Source organism: Bacteroides sp., from assembly GCF_052357945.1.
Taxonomy (GTDB): domain Bacteria; phylum Bacteroidota; class Bacteroidia; order Bacteroidales; family Bacteroidaceae; genus Bacteroides.
In genome coordinates this window covers 27,943-46,505 of sequence record NZ_DAWCXD010000027.1, presented here as the reverse complement: position 1 = coordinate 46,505, position 18,563 = coordinate 27,943, and the positions used below count along the sequence as shown (strand labels likewise).

The window sequence follows — 18,563 nt, the reverse complement described above, 5'->3', positions numbered from 1 at the left end:
GCGTCCAGTATCGGCATATTGACATGATGATGCTTATTGATTTCTTTGATACATTTCGTACCATAGTAACCCTCTGCAATCATTTCCATTTCAATTTGCGCACTCTTCACGGAATACCCTTTACCTATCATCGTTCCGAAAGTCCGGTTACGGCTAAAGTTGGAGTAGCCGGTCACCAATAAATCCCCCAGATAAACAGATTCATCTACGTTTCTGTTCAACGGATGCACCGTGTTCAGGAAACGATTCATCTCCTGAATGGCGTTAGAGATCAATACAGCCTGGAAGTTATCGCCATATTTCAGTCCGCTACAGATACCGGCAGCAATGGCATACACGTTTTTGAGTACTGAACTGTATTCGATACCCGCCACGTCATCACTGACAGATGTTTTGATGAAGCTGCTTCCCAGACGGCGTGCGAAGATACGTGCCTTGTCTTTATCAGGGCAGGCGATAGTCAGGTAGGAGAGGCGTTCCAAAGCCACTTCTTCTGCGTGGCAGGGACCTGCAAGGACTGCTATATTTTCTGGTGGTACACCATATTCTTTTGTGAAGTATTCCGATACAATAACGTTGTCATCGGGTACGATTCCTTTGATAGCGGTGATGATAAACTTATCTTTTATCTTGGTTTTCAGTTTTTTCAGATGCGCCTTCAGATAAGGAGAGGGAGTGACGAAGATCAGTGTATCCGATTCTTTCACCACATCGTTGATGTTGGAACTGAACGTGATGCGTCTTGTATCGAATTTCACTCCTGTCAGATAAGCCGGATTGTGCCCTAATCGTTTAAAATCGGCAATGCGGTCGTCTCGCCGCATATACCAATTGATAGAGTCTTCCTGGGCCAGACACATCTTTGCGATGGCTGTAGCCCAACTTCCTCCGCCCATTATCGCTATCTTGCCGGGTAATTTCATTTGTATGGATTTGGATGAAGAACTTATTAAATTTTCTGTATCCACTCAGTTACGTCGTTTACCGACGGATTGGTCAGTTCTAATTTATATTTCTTGTTAATGCCACAGATGTCTTGGTGCAACTTCTGCGGATTGACATCTTTCATGTCAGCTACAGTGTTGTAACCGGCTTTTTGGATCACCGGAACCCAGTCTTCTGCGACTCCCAATTCCATATATTTAGCGGCAGCGTCTTTTTTCACTACTTTTTCCGGACGCATTTGGGGGAAGAATAATACTTCCTGAATAGTGGTCTGTCCGGTCATTAACATTACCAGGCGGTCGATACCGATACCGATACCCGATGTAGGAGGCATACCATATTGTAAAGCGCGCAAGAAGTCCTGATCGATAATCATCGCTTCATCGTCTCCCTTGTCGGCCAAACGCATCTGCTCTTTGAAACGTTCTTCCTGATCCAGCGGGTCATTCAATTCCGAGTAAGCATTAGCCAGCTCTTTACCGTTCACCATTAACTCGAAACGTTCGGTCAGTCCCGGTTTAGAACGATGCATCTTGGTCAGCGGAGACATTTCAACCGGATAATCGGTGATGAAAGTTGGCTGGATATACGTACCTTCGCAGAATTCTCCGAAGATTTCATCAATCAGCTTGCCTTTACCCATTGTCTCGTCGATTTCTTCCATTTTCAGTTCCTTGCAAACTTGGCGGATTTCTTCTTCGCTTTTGCCGTTCAGGTCGTATCCTGTCTTTTCTTTGATAGCGTCCAGGATAGGCAGGCGGCGGTAAGGAGCTTTGAAACTGATCGTTTTTCCGTCGACAACGCTTTCCGTACAGCCGTTTACAGCGATACAGATACGTTCCAGCAGTTTTTCGGTGAAATTCATCATCCAGTTGTAATCCTTATATTGTACGTAGAGTTCCATACAAGTGAACTCCGGGTTATGGGTTTTGTCCATACCCTCGTTACGGAAATTCTTACCTATTTCATATACACCTTCAAAACCACCTACGATCAGTCGCTTCAGATAAAGTTCTGTTGCGATACGCAGGTAAAGATCCATGTCCAGTGAGTTGTGGTGAGTGATGAACGGGCGTGCGCTTGCTCCACCGGCAATAGATTGCAGGATGGGAGTTTCCACTTCCGTGTAACCGGCTTCGTCCAAAGCATTGCGCAAAGTTTTCACTACAGTGGCACGTTTCAGGAATGTTTCTTTGATACCGTCGTTAACTACCAAGTCCACATAGCGTTGGCGATAACGGAGTTCGGGATCTTCAAAAGAATCGTAAGCTACCCCGTCTTTGTATTTAACGATAGGCAACGGTTTGATAGACTTTGCAAGTACAGTCAGTTTCTTAGCATGGATACTGATTTCACCCATTTGTGTGCGGAATACGAAACCTTCGATACCGATAAAGTCACCTAAGTCGAGCAGGCGTTTGAATACAGAGTTGTACAGTTCCTTGTCTTCTCCTGGGCAGATATCATCGCGGGTGATGTACACCTGGATGCGACCTTTAGAGTCTTGTAATTCAACGAAAGATGCTTTACCCATCACGCGGCGGCTCATGATACGGCCGGCTACGGAAACTTGGCGTGGCTCCTCGTCGTCTTTAAATTCAGCTTTAATATCTGTAGAGAAAGCATTGGTTACATACTCTGCTGCAGGGTATGGATCAATACCCATCGCACGAAGCTCATTCAGGCTGTTGCGTCGAATGATTTCCTGTTCACTTAGTTCTAATATATTCATTTCGTTACGTATTAACTCAATTTTGGAGGCAAAAATACGAAACTTTTCTCATATATCCTGTAATCCACCTCTTTTTTGTATCTTTGCTGCCTCAAACTAATAGGTATGACAGGACAAAAGACACCCACTGCGTTGGGTACGGAAAAGATTGGGAAGCTTTTAATGCAGTATGCCATTCCGGCAATTATCGCCATGACGGCGTCTTCTCTTTACAATATGGTAGATAGTATTTTTATCGGTCACGGGGTAGGTGCGATGGCTATTTCCGGGTTGGCATTAACTTTCCCGCTAATGAATCTTGCCGCGGCTTTCGGCTCGTTGGTCGGTGTCGGTGCGGCTACATTGATTTCGGTGAAGCTGGGACAGAAAGATTATGATACCGCACAGCGGGTTTTGGGAAATGTGTTTGTATTAAACCTTATTATAGGTATCTCTTTTACGGTAATCGTTCTTCCTTTTCTCGATCCGATACTTTACTTTTTCGGAGGAAGCGATGAAACGGTGAAGTATGCCCGTGAATTTATGCAGGTTATCTTGCTCGGAAATGTGGTTACCCATTTATATCTGGGGCTGAATGCAGTGCTCCGTGCTTCGGGCCATCCGCAGAAAGCGATGATGGCAACAATAACGACAGTGATAATCAATGTATTGCTTGCTCCATTGTTTATTTTTGTATTCGACTGGGGAATCCGTGGGGCGGCTACGGCTACGGTTTGTGCGCAGTTGATTGCATTGGTCTGGCAGCTTCATTTGTTCTGCCGCAAAGATGAACTGATACGGTTGAAAAAAGGCATCTTCCATTTGAAGCGGAAAATCGTGTTGGATTCATTGGCTATTGGTATGTCTCCCTTCCTGATGAATATGGCGTCTTGCTTTATTGTGATTCTGATTAATCAGGGATTAAAAGAGCATGGAGGTGATTTGGCGATCGGTGCATTCGGTATTGTTAATCGTATTGTTTTTGTCTTTATTATGATTGTATTGGGACTAAACCAAGGGATGCAGCCCATTGCGGGATATAATTTTGGTGCGAAGCTCTATCCTCGTGTGACGGAAGTACTGAAAGTAACCATTTGTTGTGCAACTGTAGTGACAACGATTGGTTTCCTGATCGGTATGTTTATTCCGGAAATCGTATCTTCCATCTTTACTTCGGACGAAGAGTTAATCAGCATTGCTTCTAAAGGTTTTCGTATTGTGGTATTTTTCTACCCGATTGTTGGTTTTCAGATGGTAGCTTCCAACTTCTTCCAGAGTATTGGAATGGCAAGTAAAGCCATTTTCTTGTCGCTGACGCGGCAGATGTTATTTCTCGTTCCCTGTTTATTGATTCTACCTCACTATTATGGACAAATGGGCGTTTGGGCCAGTATGCCTGTGGCAGATTTGGCGGCTAGTCTTATATCCGGAGGAATGTTGTGGTGGCAGTTCCGGCAGTTTAAGAAAGTTACTGTTTGATAAGTTTGTTCCGATATTCTTTAGGAGATATACCGACATACTGCTTGAAATATTTCCCGAAGAATGATTGTGTGGGGAAGTTGAGTTTGGTTGCTATTTCCTTAATACTTAAATCGGTATTATCGAGCAGATATTTAGCTTCTGTAATGACATTCTGTATAATCCACTGCAAAGCACTGCTCCCTGATTTCTCTTTGATGACAGAAGAAAAATATCGGGCGGACAAGCATTGCTTGTCTGCATAAAAAGTAACATCACGTTCCTGACGATAATATCGATAAAGGGTAATCATGAAATTTTGGAAGATCTTATCCTTTTTATCCTGTGGCAGTGGTGTTTGGGGTTCGTTACTGAAATAAATGTTTAATAACTCATAGCATATCACCTGTCCCCAGGACTTGATTAATTCAGAAATTAAATGTTGTTTCTGACGGGAACTGTTACAGACACTCTCCCTGTTAATTCGTTTTTCTACAGATTTGAGTAAGTTCTCTACAAATGTATATTGCTCTTCAGAGAGCGACAGGCAGGGATTTTCCCGCAAATAAAGCAAATTTTCCGAGTTAGCTACTTTGTTTACTATTGGTATGACATAATCCAGGTCGACCTCTATCATGATTCCTTCGAGGTCAGCGCTCCTTTGGCGTATTTGTAGAAGATTGGCAGCTGTATATATAAAAAGATTCCTTTTGTTAATCTGATATGGTCTACCTCCCAGCAGGATTTCCGCCTGTCCTTTCTGGCAGAGGAAAAGTCCGCATTGGTTGAATTCGGAAATAATGCATCCTTCTTTCATGGAAGTATCTTCCGGAGATATTATAACATACTTGAATGGCATCAGTGGTTCCATATTCTTTTTCGTTGAAATGAATTTCTTTACAAAGAAACAAACAAATAAATACAAATAGCAAACTATTTCGGCTTTTTATCTTAGGTAGCGTACAAATAGAACAATGTTTCGTCTAAATCAACCTTTCTCCTCATGTTTGCTTGGGATACTTTTGTAGCAACTAAATAACAAATGAAAATATGAGACGATTGGACTTCTTATTGATAGGCTTTTTAATAGTTCTGTTGACTTCGTGTGGGAAGCGTGTACAGAACGCAGGCAGTAATCCGGCAGTGAAGATTGATACCGTACTTTCTGCCGACAGACAAATAGCTTTGCAGTTTCCGGGACGGGTGAAAGCGGCACAGGACATAAGTCTGTCTTTCCGGGTGAGTGGTACTATTCAGTATATGCATGTAAATGACGGTGCCTATGTGCGTAAAGGGCAATTACTGGCAGAATTAGATCCGACAGACTATCAGATTCAGCTGGATGCGGCAGAAGCAGAATATCAAAGTGTGAAAGCGGAGGCGGAACGGGTGATGGCACTTTATAAGGAAAATGTGACAACACCGGATGCTAACGATAAGGCCGTGTACGGATTGAGACAGATTACCGCCAAATATAACCATGCTAAAGACCAGTTGGCATACACCCGTTTGTATGCTCCTTTTAGCGGATATGTGCAGAAACGTCTTTTTGATTCCCATGAGACGGTAGCTGCCGGTATGTCCGTCGTTTCCATCATCAGTGAGGGAAGCCCGGAGGTAGAAATTAATCTTCCGGCAGTGGAATATATTCGTCGACAGCAGTTTACCCGATACTATTGTACATTCGATATTTATCCTCATCAAAGATATGCTTTGGAACTGATTAGTGTCACCCCTAAGGCAAATGCCAATCAGTTGTACACCATGCGGCTTCAACTGAAAAAAGAAGATAAACAGGCAGTTCCATCGCCCGGCATGAATACAATGGTAACTATCGAATGTAGTGAAGGAGATGTGCGTAACCTGTCGGTTCCCGGTGGAGCGATTCTTCGTGAGAACGGGCGTACGAGTATCTTTCTTTATGATGCTTCCAGTCACGCTATTCGCCGTTGTGATGTGACAGTAACCCGTCTGCTTAGTGACGGCAGATGTCTGATTACTTCAGGAGAAGTGAATCCCGGTGACTTGGTTGTCGCTTCGGGGGTACATCATGTAAAAGAGGGAGAACAGGTGGAGCCGCTTCTTCCGGCTACTGAAACCAATGTGGGAGGACTGCTATGATTGATATTAGTAAATGGGCATTTGAGAACAAGAAGTTGATCTACTTCCTGATTGCCGTACTGATTGTAGGAGGAGCTTATTCCAGTTATGAAATGAGTAAACTGGAGGATCCCGAAATAACGGTAAAGCTCGCTATGGTAGTCACTACCTATCCCGGTGCGTCTGCACATCAGGTAGAGTTGGAAGTGACGGATGTGCTGGAGAAAAATATCCGCTCCATGGGGAATATAGATAATGTGGAAAGTTATTCCTACAACGATCTCTCTCTGATTCAGGTAGAACTGAAAACGACTGTCAAAGAGACGGACGTAGAGCAATGCTGGGATTTGTTGCGTCGTAAGGTGGCGAACGCACAGGCAGAACTTCCCGAAGGTGCCAGTCCTTCTATTGTAAAAGATGATTTTGGAAATGTTTACGGAATGTTTTTCGCTTTGACGGGTGATGGACTTTCCGACAGGGAACTGTCTGATTATTCAGAACTGGTGAAACGTGAAGTCAGTGAATTGGATGGGGTGGAGCGCGTTGACTTATACGGTAAACGTCCCGAATGTATTAACATCTCTCTCCTGCAAGACCGGATGGCCAACTTGGGTGTGAAACCCGCCGAAGTGCTAGCCACATTGAACGGACAGAACCAAACTACTTATACTGGTTATTATGATAATGGCGATAATCGTATCCGGGTGACAGTCAGTGATAAGTTTAAGACGGTGGAGGACATCAGTCGTATGCTGATTCAGGGACATGATGCCGATCAGTTGCGGTTGAGTGACATTGCCCGTATTGAGAAAGATTATGAAGACCCTACCCGCAACGAATTGTTTTATGACCGCCAGCGTGCGATAGGAATCATGGTGGCTGCCTCTCCGGATGCCGACATTATTAAAGTGGGGCATCGAGTGGAAAAGAAACTGGAGCAACTAAAGGCCGAACGCCTTCCGGCAGGAGTAGAGTGTCATAAGGTTTTCTATCAGCCGGAACGCGTAGGCACTTCGTTGGGGACGTTTATTCTTAATCTGATAGAATCCGTGATTATCGTAGTCGTTATCCTGATGACCGCTATGGGGTTCAAGAGCGGGGTGATTATCGGTATCAGCCTGGTAGTGACGGTATTCGGTTCCTTCCTGTTCCTTTATTTTATGGATGGTACGATGCAGCGTGTTTCATTGGCCTCGTTCGTGCTTGCGATGGGGATGCTGGTGGATAACGCAATTGTTATCATTGACGGTATTTTGGTAGATTTGAAAGCCGGGAAGAGCCGGATGGAAGCAATGACTGCTATCGGACGGCAGACAGCAATGCCTTTGCTGGGAGCTACTCTGATTGCCATCATCGCTTTTCTTCCTATCTTTATGTCGCCTGATACGGCAGGCGTCTATACGCGCGATTTGTTTATCGTACTCGCTGTTTCCCTGTTGCTTAGCTGGGTGCTGGCTTTAGTGCACGTTCCGTTGATGGCCGACCGGATTTTGCATCCGGAAATCTCTGCGACAACTGCTGCCGGAAAGCGTGTGTATGAAGGAAAGATTTATGCCGTGCTTCGTTCATTGTTGACATTCAGTCTGGCGCATCATTGGAGCTTTGTGTTTACAATGATCGCTTTGGTATTACTTTCAGCTTTCAGTTACCGTTTCATGAAGCAGGGCTTTTTCCCGGATATGGTCTACGACCAGCTTTATATGGAATATAAATTGCCGGAAGGAACTAACTCCACTCGCGTGGCGCGTGACTTGGAGGAAATCGAAGCTTACTTGAAAAAGCGTCCGGAAGTCACACACGTCACTGCTTCTATTGGTGGTACTCCTGCCCGTTATAACTTGGTGCGTAACGTAGCCAATCCCTCCTTATCTTACGGTGAACTGATTATTGACTTCACCTCTCCGGATGATTTGGTGGATAACATGGCGGAAATTCAACAATATCTTTCGCAACATTATCCGGATGCTTACGTAAAGATGAACCGCTACAACCTGATGTTCAAAAAATACCCTATTGAAGCGCAGTTTACCGGTCCTGACCCTGCTGTTTTGCATCAGTTGGCGGATAGTGCCCGCAAGATTATGGAGAATTGTCCGGATGTTTACCTGATTACTACGGACTGGGAACCACAGATCCCGGTGCTGACTATTGAGTATGACCAGCCTACGGCACGTGCTATCGGATTGAGCCGGAACGATGTAAGCCTTTCTTTATTGACAGCTACCAGCGGCATCCCTATCGGGTCTTTCTATGAAGGTATTCACAAAGATAATATCTACTTGCGTTGCCTGGACGAACACGGAAATCCGATTGAGAACCTGGACAATACGCAGATATTCTCGTCTCTTCCTTCTCTGAACGGTTTGCTGACACAGGAAATGATGATGAAGCTGAAGACAGGAACACTATCAAAAGAAGAACTGGTGGAAACGTTGATGGGAACAACTCCGTTGAAACAAATCAGTAAGCGGATCGATGTGAAGTGGGAAGATCCGGTGGTTCCCCGTTATAACGGGCAGCGTAGCCAACGGGTGCAATGTTCCCCTGTTCCGGGGGTAGAAACGGAGAAGGCGCGGCAATCCATTGCCACGCAGATTGAACAGATTCCGCTGCCTGACGGATATCGGCTTCAATGGCAAGGCGAGAGGAACGCCAGCACAAAGTCTATGCAATATCTGTTCAAGAATTTCCCGTTTGCTATCATTCTGATGATATCCATTCTAATCATGCTGTTCAAAGATTACCGGAAACCGGTTATCATCTTCTGTACTATTCCGCTGGTATTTGTCGGTGTTGTTGCTGTAATGCTGCTTACCGGGAAGACATTCAACTTTGTGGCTATCGTCGGTACATTGGGGTTGATCGGTATGATTATTAAGAACGGTATTGTCTTGATGGATGAGATCACTTTGCAAATTAATCAGGGAGTAGAACCTGTGACGGCATTGATAGACAGTTCGCAAAGTCGTCTCCGTCCCGTGATGATGGCTTCGCTGACTACGATTTTGGGAATGATTCCATTGTTGCCGGATGCCATGTTCGGTTCGTTGGCGGCTTCTATTATGGGTGGGTTGCTGTTCGGCACGTTGATAACGTTGCTTTTTATCCCGATTTTGTATGCATTATTCTTTCATATAAAAAAGACAGACAAATGAAAAAAGAAATTCTTGTAGCCATTAGTGTAGCGGGTGTATTGTTCGGCCTGTCGGTTTCTCTTGCCGCGCAAGAAAAACTAAGTCTGGCGCAATGCCGTGAAATGGCACTGAAATATAATAAGGATATGGCTGTCGCTAATAAGCAGACGGAAGCAGCCCGATTGATGTCTCTTAGTTATAAAGCCAATTTCTTCCCTAATTTTACAGCCAACGGAACGGGTATTTATAGCACAGCGGATGGAAGTCTCGGAGTTCCGGGAGGAAACCTTCCGGTTTTCTTGCCCAATCCTGCTACCGGAGAACTGGTATCGAGCGGTTTCGCTTATTTTCCCGGATTGAATCTGGACTATAAGGTCGGAACTGTTTACTCGGGCGGTATACAAGTGGAGCAACCTCTTTATATGGGAGGAAAAATCCGTGCCGCCTATAAAATGTCACTACTGGGAAAAGAAATGGCACACTTGAACGAAGCCTTAACTACTTCGGAAGTTATTCTGAATACAGATAAAGCATACGTGCAGTTAGTGAAAGCCAAGGAAATGAGAAAAGCGGCGGAAAAATATCACGTCTTACTGACGGAACTTTCCAAAAATGTAAAGAGTGCTCACCGGCATGGCATGAAACCGCAGAATGATGTACTGAAAGTGCAGGTGAAGCTCAACGAGAGTGAACTTTCTTTGCGAAAGGCTGATAACGCTCTTCGTCTTGCAAGTATGAATCTCTGTCATTACATCGGACGCCCTTTGACAGCACAGATTGATATATCAGATGATTTTCCGGAAGTGGAGCAGGAGTGGAAAGTGCAGGTTTCTGATATTACCGCCCGTCCCGAATATGGAATCTTGAACAAACAAATAGCCATTGCCGAGCAGGAGGTAAAGCTGAATCGTAGTGAACTGTTACCGCGTATCGGCGTCAGAGGTAGTTATGATTATCTTCACGGATTGGAAGTCAATGATGAAACTTTGATAAAAAAGGGTGCTTTCTCCGTATTCCTGAATGTCTCTGTCCCTCTGTTTCATTTTGGCGAGCGTACCAATAAAGTAAAGTCTGCCAAAGTGAAGTTGGAACAAGTTCGTCTTGAACAGGAAAATGCCAATGAGAAGATGTTGTTGGAGTTGATGCAAGCTGCCAATAATCTGGATGAGGCCCGGCTGGAAACGGAGCTTTCCGAACGTTCGCTGGAACAGGCAGAGGAGAATATGAAAGTCAGTGGTAAACAATATGAAGTGGGACTGGAAACTCTTTCGGATTATCTGGAAGCGCAAGTGCTCTGGCAACAGGCTTATCGGACGAAAGTGGATGCTCATTTTCAATTGTATGTGAATTATATGGCTTATTTGAAAGCGGCGGGACAACTGCAATGATAAAACCAGTATTCTGGACATCCTTATGGAATGTCCAGAATACTGGTGATGATTTGTACCTGCCGGGGAGTAAACGTTCGTGTACGCGGATGATAACCTGTGGCAGTCAATAACCGGAGCAGTTCTTTATTTATTTTAATCCATTTGGTGAATATGCGTATGGCGCAACGGGGTGTAATGTTCGGATTGTACATACAAGCCAATTCCTTTTTCTTATAAGTTTTAATGCGAAACGGAATTTCTTCCTCTTCTGATGGCAATTCTTTCATGTTGATATTTTAATGTTTTAAGATGTGGTAAAGATACAAAATAAAAAAGGCGTTGTCAAGTCTTTTACAGGAATACTTTGGGAAACAGTATCCGCCCGTAGGCGGGTACTGTTTTCCTGCTTTTAAAGGCTGATGATTAATCTTATGCTGCCGGGTCCGGTGCTTCTCCTTTGCCGTCATCCGGGTTGGGATTCGGGTTGGGGTCCGGTTGTTCCGGGCTGATGGAACCATCATCTGAAGCTACCGCTTTTTGAACACTGACTTTACTTAGCATCTCTTTGAATTTGTAGCCCGGAGTGAAAATGATTTTCACTCTGCGTATTGTATCGCTATCTACCTCTTTTTCAGTATCCTGACTTTCGCAATTCATACCAGGACGGAAGCATCCGAAATCTCCTAATTGAACAGAGATCCCTTTTCTAAGGTTGAGATTTAATGTATCGATCAAAGCATCGAGTACAAATTTTACCGCTCCACTGGGAACCATTCCGACTTTAGTGATTTCCTCGCACAAATCTCTGAAATCCACCGTATTGGTGATTACATTTTGTGCTACATACTTTTCAGCTTTAGTTTTATCAAAGCCGAATGTTCTTTTTTTAATGACGTATCTAAGTGCCATAGTTTTTTGTTTTTTTTTAATTAGTTACTTTACTTATCAATTCTCTTTGTGATCACGATGCAAAGATACTATGGGCACTTTCCGGGGAGGTGCTTTAACGGTCCTAGATGTACGTACTTTGATTCACTTTTATTTATTTTGTTTGTATGCCTCTGATTTATAGATTCTTATATCTTCTACTTTAATATACCTTTATATATACAGTCAACTTTCCAACCCCTTCCTTTTGGATTATTCCGTCAGTGATAAAGGAATTTAATTCTTCAATAGCTACTTTTTTATTTCGTCCTGTCAGATGGCTATAATCTGTCCGGCTGATGAATAGGTGATTTTCCAAATATGTGTTGAGGCGCTCGCGACACGTCTCACGGGAGATACTATTTTTCTTAGGGCGTGTGATAGATTCTCCTCGTTGCAGCCTCATTTTGTCGCCTACTTCTTTTTTGAATGGACGACTTGCGCGGAAATTAATATTTTTCATTTGGACAGACGCTGCCCGAATTTCTTTTTTATCTTTAACCGGCGGACATTGCAACGATGTAGAGAAGAATCCGAAGTTTCCCATTTCTACATTCCAGCCGTCGGCTAGTAAATCCCGTGCTTCATTGGCAAAGGCTTCCATGGCTCCTGCCAATAAACTTCTGCTGATACCGGTAAATTTGTGGACACGATCCAGAAACTCTTCTTTATCTACGGTTCCTTTGGAGACAATACGGGCATGTAGCGGTTGTTTCTCTTCTTTGTTTGGACTAGGAGTCTCAAATAAGTCATATATTGCACTCATATACTAATGTTTAGTGGTTTTATAGTTACTGTTAATTCGTTCTACAACTGTTGACTTTTAGTTCCACAGTTGTTTCCCTTTAGTTCCACATCTGTTATTGTTTCGTTCCATATTTGTGGAACGAATTGATGTGTGCTACAAAAGTAGCTAGTTTATGCGAGAGAGAGGTGCTTTAATTGTAGAGTGGTTTCTTATATGAATAAGATAACTAATTGAAGCCTGTCTATTTATATACATACGCTTTAATTATACAATCATCATTTATTTTCTTTCCTAAACATTTATAACTCTCTCTTGTTATTTTCCGAAAAGTATTTGTACCTTTGTCATTGGAACGTAGCATACCTTTGTGGTATGCGATTGTGCGTTTCCTCGGTGAACAGGAAATCGTAGCGGATTTTTTTTACTTACGCCGGGAGACGCCTGTACTTCTATGACTTCTCATAGGGTACGGGCTGTCTGCCCGTGTAAGTAAGGTAGCCGCTACTACCTCCTGTTTGCGGGATTGTGGCAGCTCCGTACTCTTTTATAATAAAAGGTACGGAACTAGTTGATATTATTAATCTAGTTCCGTTTTTTTATGTCAAATTGGCTCACAACAAAACAGATGTCCGAAAGACACGACATCCAAGAAGCTATTTTAAAAAATTGGGCAAATCTTGGATATATTACAAGTTCCCGAATCAACGATCAGTTGTTTTTGGATGATGAGAGTTTGGACGCTTATCTGGAAGCTCACAAAAAACTTGGTTTAGAAGCGGATTACCTTTCTAAAATCGTGGAAGAAAAGAAACTGGAACGGGACTTTATTATTTCCAAATATGATGATTTACTATATGTATTGAGAACACAGAAGACTTGTAAACCGCTATATGAAATAATCATTCGTGAACTGGCAGTATTGATTCTTCACCCTGTTGCCCGCAATGTTTTCTATTCTATTTCTACAGGAGAATCAGTAGCGAAAGTGGCTGGTCGGCATCGAATTACCTATGGGAAGACATTACAAATGTATAATTCTATACTTAAAGGGTTGAAATTGAAGAAAGATATATTGGCTACTTATCGAAAGCGTGCTATCAATGCTCGTTTTTTATCTTTGGCAGACAATAATAAGAATATAAACGTTGGGCAGGAGGAGTGGATACTTCAATTGCCTGTTTGTAAAGTAGCTGATACCCGGTTGGCTAATATCTTGTATAATCAAGATGTTCGAACGGTAAAGGACTTATTGGAAATCGTATCGGGAAGAGGTTGGAAAAGTCTGTTGAGAATAGAAGGAGTAGGAAAAACTTCCTACTATCATTTATTATCCAAACTTCAGATGATAGGTGTTGTGGATGAAAGTCTGGATCGGATTCTTGCCGGATGCTCTAATGGTAAGTTCGATAATAAATGACGGGTAGGACATAATTATGGAAAGAGAGATGATATAAAGAGGTTATTTTAAAGGAAAGATAGAGATTTCAACTTCTAAAATAGCCTCCTTATATTATATATGTATGAACATACGGTCTATCTTTCTGCCTCTATTGTATAAGTAAAGCTGTCCGCCCGGTAATATCCGACGTTGTATTCAATAGGTACTCCGTTCACATCATAAACAAATCTTTTCCTTATTAATATAGGGTCATTGGATTTTATCTCCAGTTTCTCTGCAATAAATTCCCCTGCAAGTCTGGCTGAAATCTCTTCCTTGCTGGTTTTTACCACTATATTATATTGGGTTTCCAGCATTTCGTATAATGGGCGTGTATAATCTTCTTCTCCGGTCAGTGGAATATTGGGGTTGAAATAAGAGATGAAGTAAACAAACGGATATTCTTTTTTTCCTCTGACGCGCTCCATCACTACACAGCGAGTGTCGGGACTGGAACCTAAATCAAAGAACGTACCGATTTCTTCGGTTGCACGCTTTAAACTGATATGTAGCTCGAAATTGCGAATCTCTATACCTAACATCTTCATTTCCTGTGAGAAACTAAGCCAGTTCTTTACTCCGCCTACGATACCTTTCTTTACTACTTTCGTCCCGTAGCCTTTCTTGCGCACCAAAAGCCCCTCAAACACGAGTTTGTTGATAGCTTGTCTCAATGTGTTCCTTGAAATATGTAATTGTTCAGACAATTCGACCTCATTGGGAAATAGCTTCCCGTTTTTGTACTCTTCAGATTCTATGAGTCTTCTTAGTATCTCTTCTGCCTGAATATGAAGTGGTTTGTCACTATTATGATCTAATTTCATATCTATCCTGATTGGTTTATTTTCAGCAAATATAAGATTTATCAAAAAATAATCCAAGTTTTGTTTGGAATAAAAATAAAATCTATATATTTGCACAATTGAAAGTATGTATGAACATATAAAATTTAAAAACGCTATAAACATGAGAAAAGCTAATTATGATAAATTTCCTTCTACGAAGCTGACGGGGATGCTTGTTCAGGGGTGGGATTCTATCATTTCTATGTTAAAAGAGAAAATGGATGCAAGAAAAGTGCTGGCTGTGGATTTATATACAGGAGTATATGAAGAAGAAGTGCTGGATGCTTTTTCAAAAGAATTCTCCGGAAGAGTGATGAATGTACGTGATTTGATGAAACCGGAAAAAGAAATTCAAACGTTGACAGAACGCTTCATGACTGAAGATGTATTATTCGGCTATGTCACCAATTTGAAGCTGGAAGATTATTTGGATGCGGATAAGGTGGCTGCTGCACGGAAGCAAATCAGTGAAGCAAAAGAAACCATTGTAATCATAGGTACGGGTGCTGCTGTTGTTGCTCCGCAGGACGCAATGGTGGTTTATGCGGATATGGCACGTTGGGAAATCCAACAACGTTTCCGTCGGCATGAGGTAAAAGCTTTAGGTATAGACAATCGGAACGATGCCGTTTCTTTGCAATACAAGAGAGGGTATTTCAACGATTGGAGAGTATGTGATAGGTATAAGGAAAGATTGTTTGACAGGGTAGAATTCTGGATTGACACCCATGTGGCCGGGACACCGAAGATGATTGATAAGGATACTTTCTTTAAAGGGGTAGAGGCAACGGTGAACACACCGTTCCGGGTAGTTCCTTTCTTCGATCCGGCTCCCTGGGGTGGTCAATGGATGAAAGAGGTTTGCGACCTGGATCGTGAACGCGAAAATTTCGGCTGGTGCTTTGACTGTGTACCTGAAGAGAACAGCCTTTATTTTGAAGTGAACGGAGTGCGCTTTGAACTGCCTTCGGTTGATTTGGTTTTGCTGAAAAGTAAAGAGTTGCTTGGTGAACCGGTGGAGGCACGCTTTGGAAAAGACTTCCCTATTCGTTTCGACTTTTTGGATACGATGGGCGGAGGTAATTTGAGTTTGCAGGTGCATCCTACTACTCAATTTATCCGTGACAGTTTCGGTATGTACTACACGCAGGATGAAAGTTACTACATGGTAGACGCGGAAGAAGATGCCGTAGTTTATCTGGGAGTGAAGACAGGAGTGGACAAAGAGGCGATGATCGGCGATTTGCGTAAAGCACAAAAAGGTGAACTGGTGTTCGACGCAGAAAAGTATGTCAACAAGATTCCGACAAAGAAACACGATCACTTCCTGATTCCGGGAGGAACGATTCATTGTTCCGGTGCGAATAGTATGGTACTTGAAATCAGTTCGACTCCGAACCTCTTTACTTTCAAACTATGGGACTGGCAACGTCTGGGACTGGATGGAAAACCACGCCCAATCAATGTGGAACGTGGTAAATGCGTAATCAACTGGAATCGGGATACGGAATATGTAAATGAACATCTTCGCAACCAGTTTAAAGAAGTGGCTTCCGGAGATGGGTGGATTGAGGAACGTACCGGATTGCATCCGAATGAATTTATCGAAACCCGCCGTCACCGTTTCTCGTCACCGGTGCTGCATCACACAAACGACAGTGTAAATGTGCTGAATCTGCTGGAGGGAGAAGAGGCCGTCGTTGAGAGTCCTACTCACGCCTTTGAACCTTTCGTGGTGCATTATGCGGAAACATTTATCATTCCTGCTTCTGTTGGCGAATATACAATCAAACCTTATGGAAAGTGTCGCGATAAGGAATGTGTCACTATCAAGGCATATGTCAGATTTTAGTAGTTGAACTTTTAAACCTAAAATAGTATATGTATGAATATGATAAACGGGTAGTTTTGACTCTGGATGCAGGAGGAACAAATTTTGTATTTTCTGCCATTCAAGGGAATAATGAAATGATAAGTCCAATAGGGCTTCCGGCAGTTTCTGATAATTTAGACGAATGCCTGGAAGTGTTGGTGAAGGGATTTGATAGAGTAATAGCTGCTATACCAGTTCCCCCAGTTGCAATCAGTTTTGCTTTTCCGGGTCCTGCTGATTATGAGAATGGAATCATAGGAGATTTGCCCAATTTTCCTTCATTCAGAGGAGGTGTTGCATTAGGTCCTTTTTTGAAGCATAAATACGGAATTCCGGTTTTTATAGAAAATGATGGAAATCTGTTTGCTTACGGTGAAGCCTTATCGGGTGCATTGCCTATGATAAACAGGGAATTATCTTTAGCTGGTTGCAGCAGGGAATATAAAAATTTGATTGGTATAACATTGGGAACCGGATTCGGCGCAGGAGTTGTTATAAATAAAGTCTTGTTGACCGGAGATAATGGTTGTGGAGGAGACATCTGGCTTATGAGAAATAAGAAATATCCGGATATGCTTGCTGAAGAAAGTGTTAGTATACGTGCTGTGAGAAGAGTGTACAGCGACTTGTCCGGACAAAGCTCTGCCTCATTAAGTCCAAAAGATATTTATGACATTGCTGAAGGTATAAAGGAAGGTAACCGTCATGCAGCAATCGCAAGTTTTAATGAACTTGGTATGATGGCAGGTGCTGCTATTGCTTCGGTACTGAATGTTGTGGATGGTTTGGTGGTTATAGGTGGAGGAGTCGCAGGAGCCTCAAAATATATATTACCAGCTTTGATAACAGAACTTAGGGCACAACTGACTACTTTTTCGGGAAATAAGTTTCCATGCGTTTCTATGCAAGTATATAATGGAGAAGATGAATCGGAAAGAGCTCGTTTCTTGAGTTTATCTGATAGTCAGGTTGTCATTCCAGGTACTCATTTGACTACTACCTACCATCAATTAAAACAGACCTTGGTGCTGTGCAGTAGAGAAGGTGCTAGCCGCTCTATTATGCGAGGTGCTTATGCCTATGCGCTGCAAAAAATAGATTTAACGTAATATTCGTAAACTAAATATCGTATGAAAACACTAAAAAAAATCATTTTCATTTCTATTGTATTAGGAATGATATCATCATTAATTATTTCGTGTAAGAGTGATGATAAGCAACAGACAGGGTTACTGACCTTAAGTATTTTGGAGGGGAAAATTAAGATTGGGGATCATGTTTCTGTAGAACTGTCACTGTCTGATCCTGATTTGATTTCAAAAATTGTGGTTAAGAAAAGTATCGAAGGAAAAGAAGTCAGTTCTTATTTAAAGGAACTGAATGTGAGTGAGTTGAGCTTTCCATATACATTCACTGAGGAGATTATCGCCGGTGATGAAAATGGAATATTAGTGTACTCCTTTTATGGAATGGATGAGAACAACAAAGTGGTGGATGCCGGAGATCTGGTTTTAACAGTGGAGCTGGCACAGATTCCATTATTGTTAAAATATGACTGGGTATTGGCATCGCAAACTATTAAAGGGGAAGATACAGCTACTCCTGATTTGAAAGATGATATACATCGGTTTAATTCGGACTTGACTTGGCAGGTCGATTGGGGATACATATTCTCAAGTGCTGCTTTGGAAACGTTAAATTCCTATTGTGCATGGCAGGTTACCATGGACGGAGCTACTGTAAAGACTTTATCTACTATTCACTATAATGTGTTTTCGCCGGCCGAAGCCTTGATAACTCATTATAATGTATTGCAGTTGTCGGATCGTAAAATGATATTGGAAAGTTATCAAGACCTTTCAGGGCTGGGGGATGGCTATTCTTCAAATGAAAGAGTGTTGGAAGTTTATACGCCAGTATCCAAAACTGAAGATTTTACTCCTTATCGGGGACAAAATCCGGATAACTATATTGTAGCGTCTTGTAATCCGGGATCTTATTAATAAACAATCTA

General features: G+C 42.5%; 15 protein-coding genes. 8 read left to right on the top strand and 7 right to left on the bottom strand.

The annotated features are described in order from the left end of the window. A partial coding sequence (locus ACT8YW_RS07960; protein WP_444104589.1) for an NAD(P)H-dependent glycerol-3-phosphate dehydrogenase occupies positions 1–923 on the bottom strand: 923 nt, incomplete at its 3' end. Positions 924–949: 26 nt separating this feature from the next. Continuing rightward, positions 950–2,677: a lysine--tRNA ligase gene (gene lysS, locus ACT8YW_RS07955; protein WP_444104588.1), complete on the bottom strand. Its 1,728-nt coding sequence runs from the start codon at positions 2,675–2,677 to the stop codon at positions 950–952. 105 nt (positions 2,678–2,782) lie between these two features. Between lysS and ACT8YW_RS07950 the strand changes: the two genes are divergently transcribed. After that, positions 2,783–4,135 carry an MATE family efflux transporter gene (locus tag ACT8YW_RS07950; protein WP_444104587.1) on the top strand — a complete coding sequence of 451 codons (1,353 nt, stop codon included), beginning with the start codon at positions 2,783–2,785 and terminating at the stop codon, positions 4,133–4,135. Here the strand turns inward: ACT8YW_RS07950 and ACT8YW_RS07945 are convergent. Continuing rightward, the gene (locus ACT8YW_RS07945; RefSeq protein ID WP_444104586.1) at positions 4,125–4,985 is read right to left on the bottom strand and encodes a helix-turn-helix domain-containing protein; all 861 of its coding nucleotides are present in this window, start codon (positions 4,983–4,985) and stop codon (positions 4,125–4,127) included. The two genes, ACT8YW_RS07950 and ACT8YW_RS07945, sit on opposite strands and share 11 nt — an antisense overlap. A 179-nt stretch (positions 4,986–5,164) precedes the next feature. Here ACT8YW_RS07945 and ACT8YW_RS07940 point away from each other — a divergent pair, with 179 nt between their 5' ends. The 3 genes from ACT8YW_RS07940 to ACT8YW_RS07930 are packed head-to-tail and all read left to right on the top strand — an operon-like array spanning position 5,165 to position 10,736. Next, positions 5,165–6,235 carry an efflux RND transporter periplasmic adaptor subunit gene (locus ACT8YW_RS07940; protein WP_444104585.1) on the top strand — a complete coding sequence of 357 codons (1,071 nt, stop codon included), beginning with the start codon at positions 5,165–5,167 and terminating at the stop codon, positions 6,233–6,235. Then, positions 6,232–9,369 (top strand): efflux RND transporter permease subunit, encoded by a 3,138-nt coding sequence (locus ACT8YW_RS07935; RefSeq protein ID WP_444104584.1) that lies wholly within the window; start codon positions 6,232–6,234, stop codon positions 9,367–9,369. The genes ACT8YW_RS07940 and ACT8YW_RS07935 overlap by 4 nt, the downstream gene beginning before the upstream one ends. Continuing rightward, the gene (locus ACT8YW_RS07930; RefSeq protein WP_444104583.1) at positions 9,366–10,736 is read left to right on the top strand and encodes a TolC family protein; all 1,371 of its coding nucleotides are present in this window, start codon (positions 9,366–9,368) and stop codon (positions 10,734–10,736) included. The genes ACT8YW_RS07935 and ACT8YW_RS07930 overlap by 4 nt, the downstream gene beginning before the upstream one ends. A 23-nt stretch (positions 10,737–10,759) precedes the next feature. Here ACT8YW_RS07930 and ACT8YW_RS07925 read toward each other — a convergent pair whose 3' ends face one another. From ACT8YW_RS07925 to ACT8YW_RS07915, 3 genes are all read right to left on the bottom strand, one after another. Then, on the bottom strand, positions 10,760–11,005 hold the full coding sequence (locus ACT8YW_RS07925; RefSeq protein WP_004299385.1) for a DUF4248 domain-containing protein: 246 nt from the start codon (positions 11,003–11,005) through the stop codon (positions 10,760–10,762). Between the two features lie 142 nt (positions 11,006–11,147). After that, positions 11,148–11,627, bottom strand: coding sequence for an HU family DNA-binding protein (locus ACT8YW_RS07920; RefSeq protein WP_004313515.1), 480 nt, complete (start codon positions 11,625–11,627; stop codon positions 11,148–11,150). Positions 11,628–11,808: 181 nt separating this feature from the next. Continuing rightward, the gene (locus tag ACT8YW_RS07915; protein WP_007751819.1) at positions 11,809–12,411 is read right to left on the bottom strand and encodes an HU family DNA-binding protein; all 603 of its coding nucleotides are present in this window, start codon (positions 12,409–12,411) and stop codon (positions 11,809–11,811) included. A 607-nt stretch (positions 12,412–13,018) separates the two neighbouring features. On the opposite strand from ACT8YW_RS07915, the gene ACT8YW_RS07910 reads away from it, so the two are divergent. Beyond that, complete coding sequence (locus ACT8YW_RS07910) at positions 13,019–13,810, top strand: hypothetical protein (RefSeq protein ID WP_444104582.1); 792 nt, start codon at positions 13,019–13,021, stop codon at positions 13,808–13,810. A 116-nt stretch (positions 13,811–13,926) separates the two neighbouring features. Here the strand turns inward: ACT8YW_RS07910 and ACT8YW_RS07905 are convergent, their stop codons facing one another. Continuing rightward, a complete protein-coding gene (locus tag ACT8YW_RS07905; protein ID WP_004313528.1) occupies positions 13,927–14,655 on the bottom strand; it encodes a GntR family transcriptional regulator in 729 nt (242 codons plus the stop codon). Positions 14,656–14,797: 142 nt separating this feature from the next. Between ACT8YW_RS07905 and ACT8YW_RS07900 the strand changes: the two genes are divergently transcribed. Genes ACT8YW_RS07900 through ACT8YW_RS07890 form a run of 3 tightly spaced genes read left to right on the top strand, consistent with a single transcriptional unit; the run spans position 14,798 to position 18,552 of the window. Continuing rightward, positions 14,798–16,528, top strand: a complete 1,731-nt coding sequence (locus tag ACT8YW_RS07900; RefSeq protein ID WP_444104581.1) for a class I mannose-6-phosphate isomerase — start codon at positions 14,798–14,800, stop codon at positions 16,526–16,528. Positions 16,529–16,557: 29 nt separating this feature from the next. Continuing rightward, positions 16,558–17,658, top strand: a complete 1,101-nt coding sequence (locus ACT8YW_RS07895) for an ROK family protein (protein ID WP_008998880.1) — start codon at positions 16,558–16,560, stop codon at positions 17,656–17,658. A gap of 21 nt (positions 17,659–17,679) precedes the next feature. Beyond that, the gene (locus tag ACT8YW_RS07890) at positions 17,680–18,552 is read left to right on the top strand and encodes a hypothetical protein (RefSeq protein ID WP_444104580.1); all 873 of its coding nucleotides are present in this window, start codon (positions 17,680–17,682) and stop codon (positions 18,550–18,552) included. Positions 18,553–18,563: the final 11 nt, after the last annotated feature.

What these genes read in the sequence shown, in the direction of transcription:
- lysS (WP_444104588.1), bottom strand. Translation starts at nt 2,677, where the DNA reads ATGAATATATTAGAACTAAGTGAACAGGAAATCATTCGACGCAACAGC.
- ACT8YW_RS07950 (WP_444104587.1), top strand. Translation starts at nt 2,783, where the DNA reads ATGACAGGACAAAAGACACCCACTGCGTTGGGTACGGAAAAGATTGGG.
- ACT8YW_RS07945 (WP_444104586.1), bottom strand. Translation starts at nt 4,985, where the DNA reads ATGGAACCACTGATGCCATTCAAGTATGTTATAATATCTCCGGAAGAT.
- ACT8YW_RS07940 (WP_444104585.1), top strand. Translation starts at nt 5,165, where the DNA reads ATGAGACGATTGGACTTCTTATTGATAGGCTTTTTAATAGTTCTGTTG.
- ACT8YW_RS07935 (WP_444104584.1), top strand. Translation starts at nt 6,232, where the DNA reads ATGATTGATATTAGTAAATGGGCATTTGAGAACAAGAAGTTGATCTAC.
- ACT8YW_RS07930 (WP_444104583.1), top strand. Translation starts at nt 9,366, where the DNA reads ATGAAAAAAGAAATTCTTGTAGCCATTAGTGTAGCGGGTGTATTGTTC.
- ACT8YW_RS07925 (WP_004299385.1), bottom strand. Translation starts at nt 11,005, where the DNA reads ATGAAAGAATTGCCATCAGAAGAGGAAGAAATTCCGTTTCGCATTAAA.
- ACT8YW_RS07920 (WP_004313515.1), bottom strand. Translation starts at nt 11,627, where the DNA reads ATGGCACTTAGATACGTCATTAAAAAAAGAACATTCGGCTTTGATAAA.
- ACT8YW_RS07915 (WP_007751819.1), bottom strand. Translation starts at nt 12,411, where the DNA reads ATGAGTGCAATATATGACTTATTTGAGACTCCTAGTCCAAACAAAGAA.
- ACT8YW_RS07910 (WP_444104582.1), top strand. Translation starts at nt 13,019, where the DNA reads ATGTCCGAAAGACACGACATCCAAGAAGCTATTTTAAAAAATTGGGCA.
- ACT8YW_RS07905 (WP_004313528.1), bottom strand. Translation starts at nt 14,655, where the DNA reads ATGAAATTAGATCATAATAGTGACAAACCACTTCATATTCAGGCAGAA.
- ACT8YW_RS07900 (WP_444104581.1), top strand. Translation starts at nt 14,798, where the DNA reads ATGAGAAAAGCTAATTATGATAAATTTCCTTCTACGAAGCTGACGGGG.
- ACT8YW_RS07895 (WP_008998880.1), top strand. Translation starts at nt 16,558, where the DNA reads ATGTATGAATATGATAAACGGGTAGTTTTGACTCTGGATGCAGGAGGA.
- ACT8YW_RS07890 (WP_444104580.1), top strand. Translation starts at nt 17,680, where the DNA reads ATGAAAACACTAAAAAAAATCATTTTCATTTCTATTGTATTAGGAATG.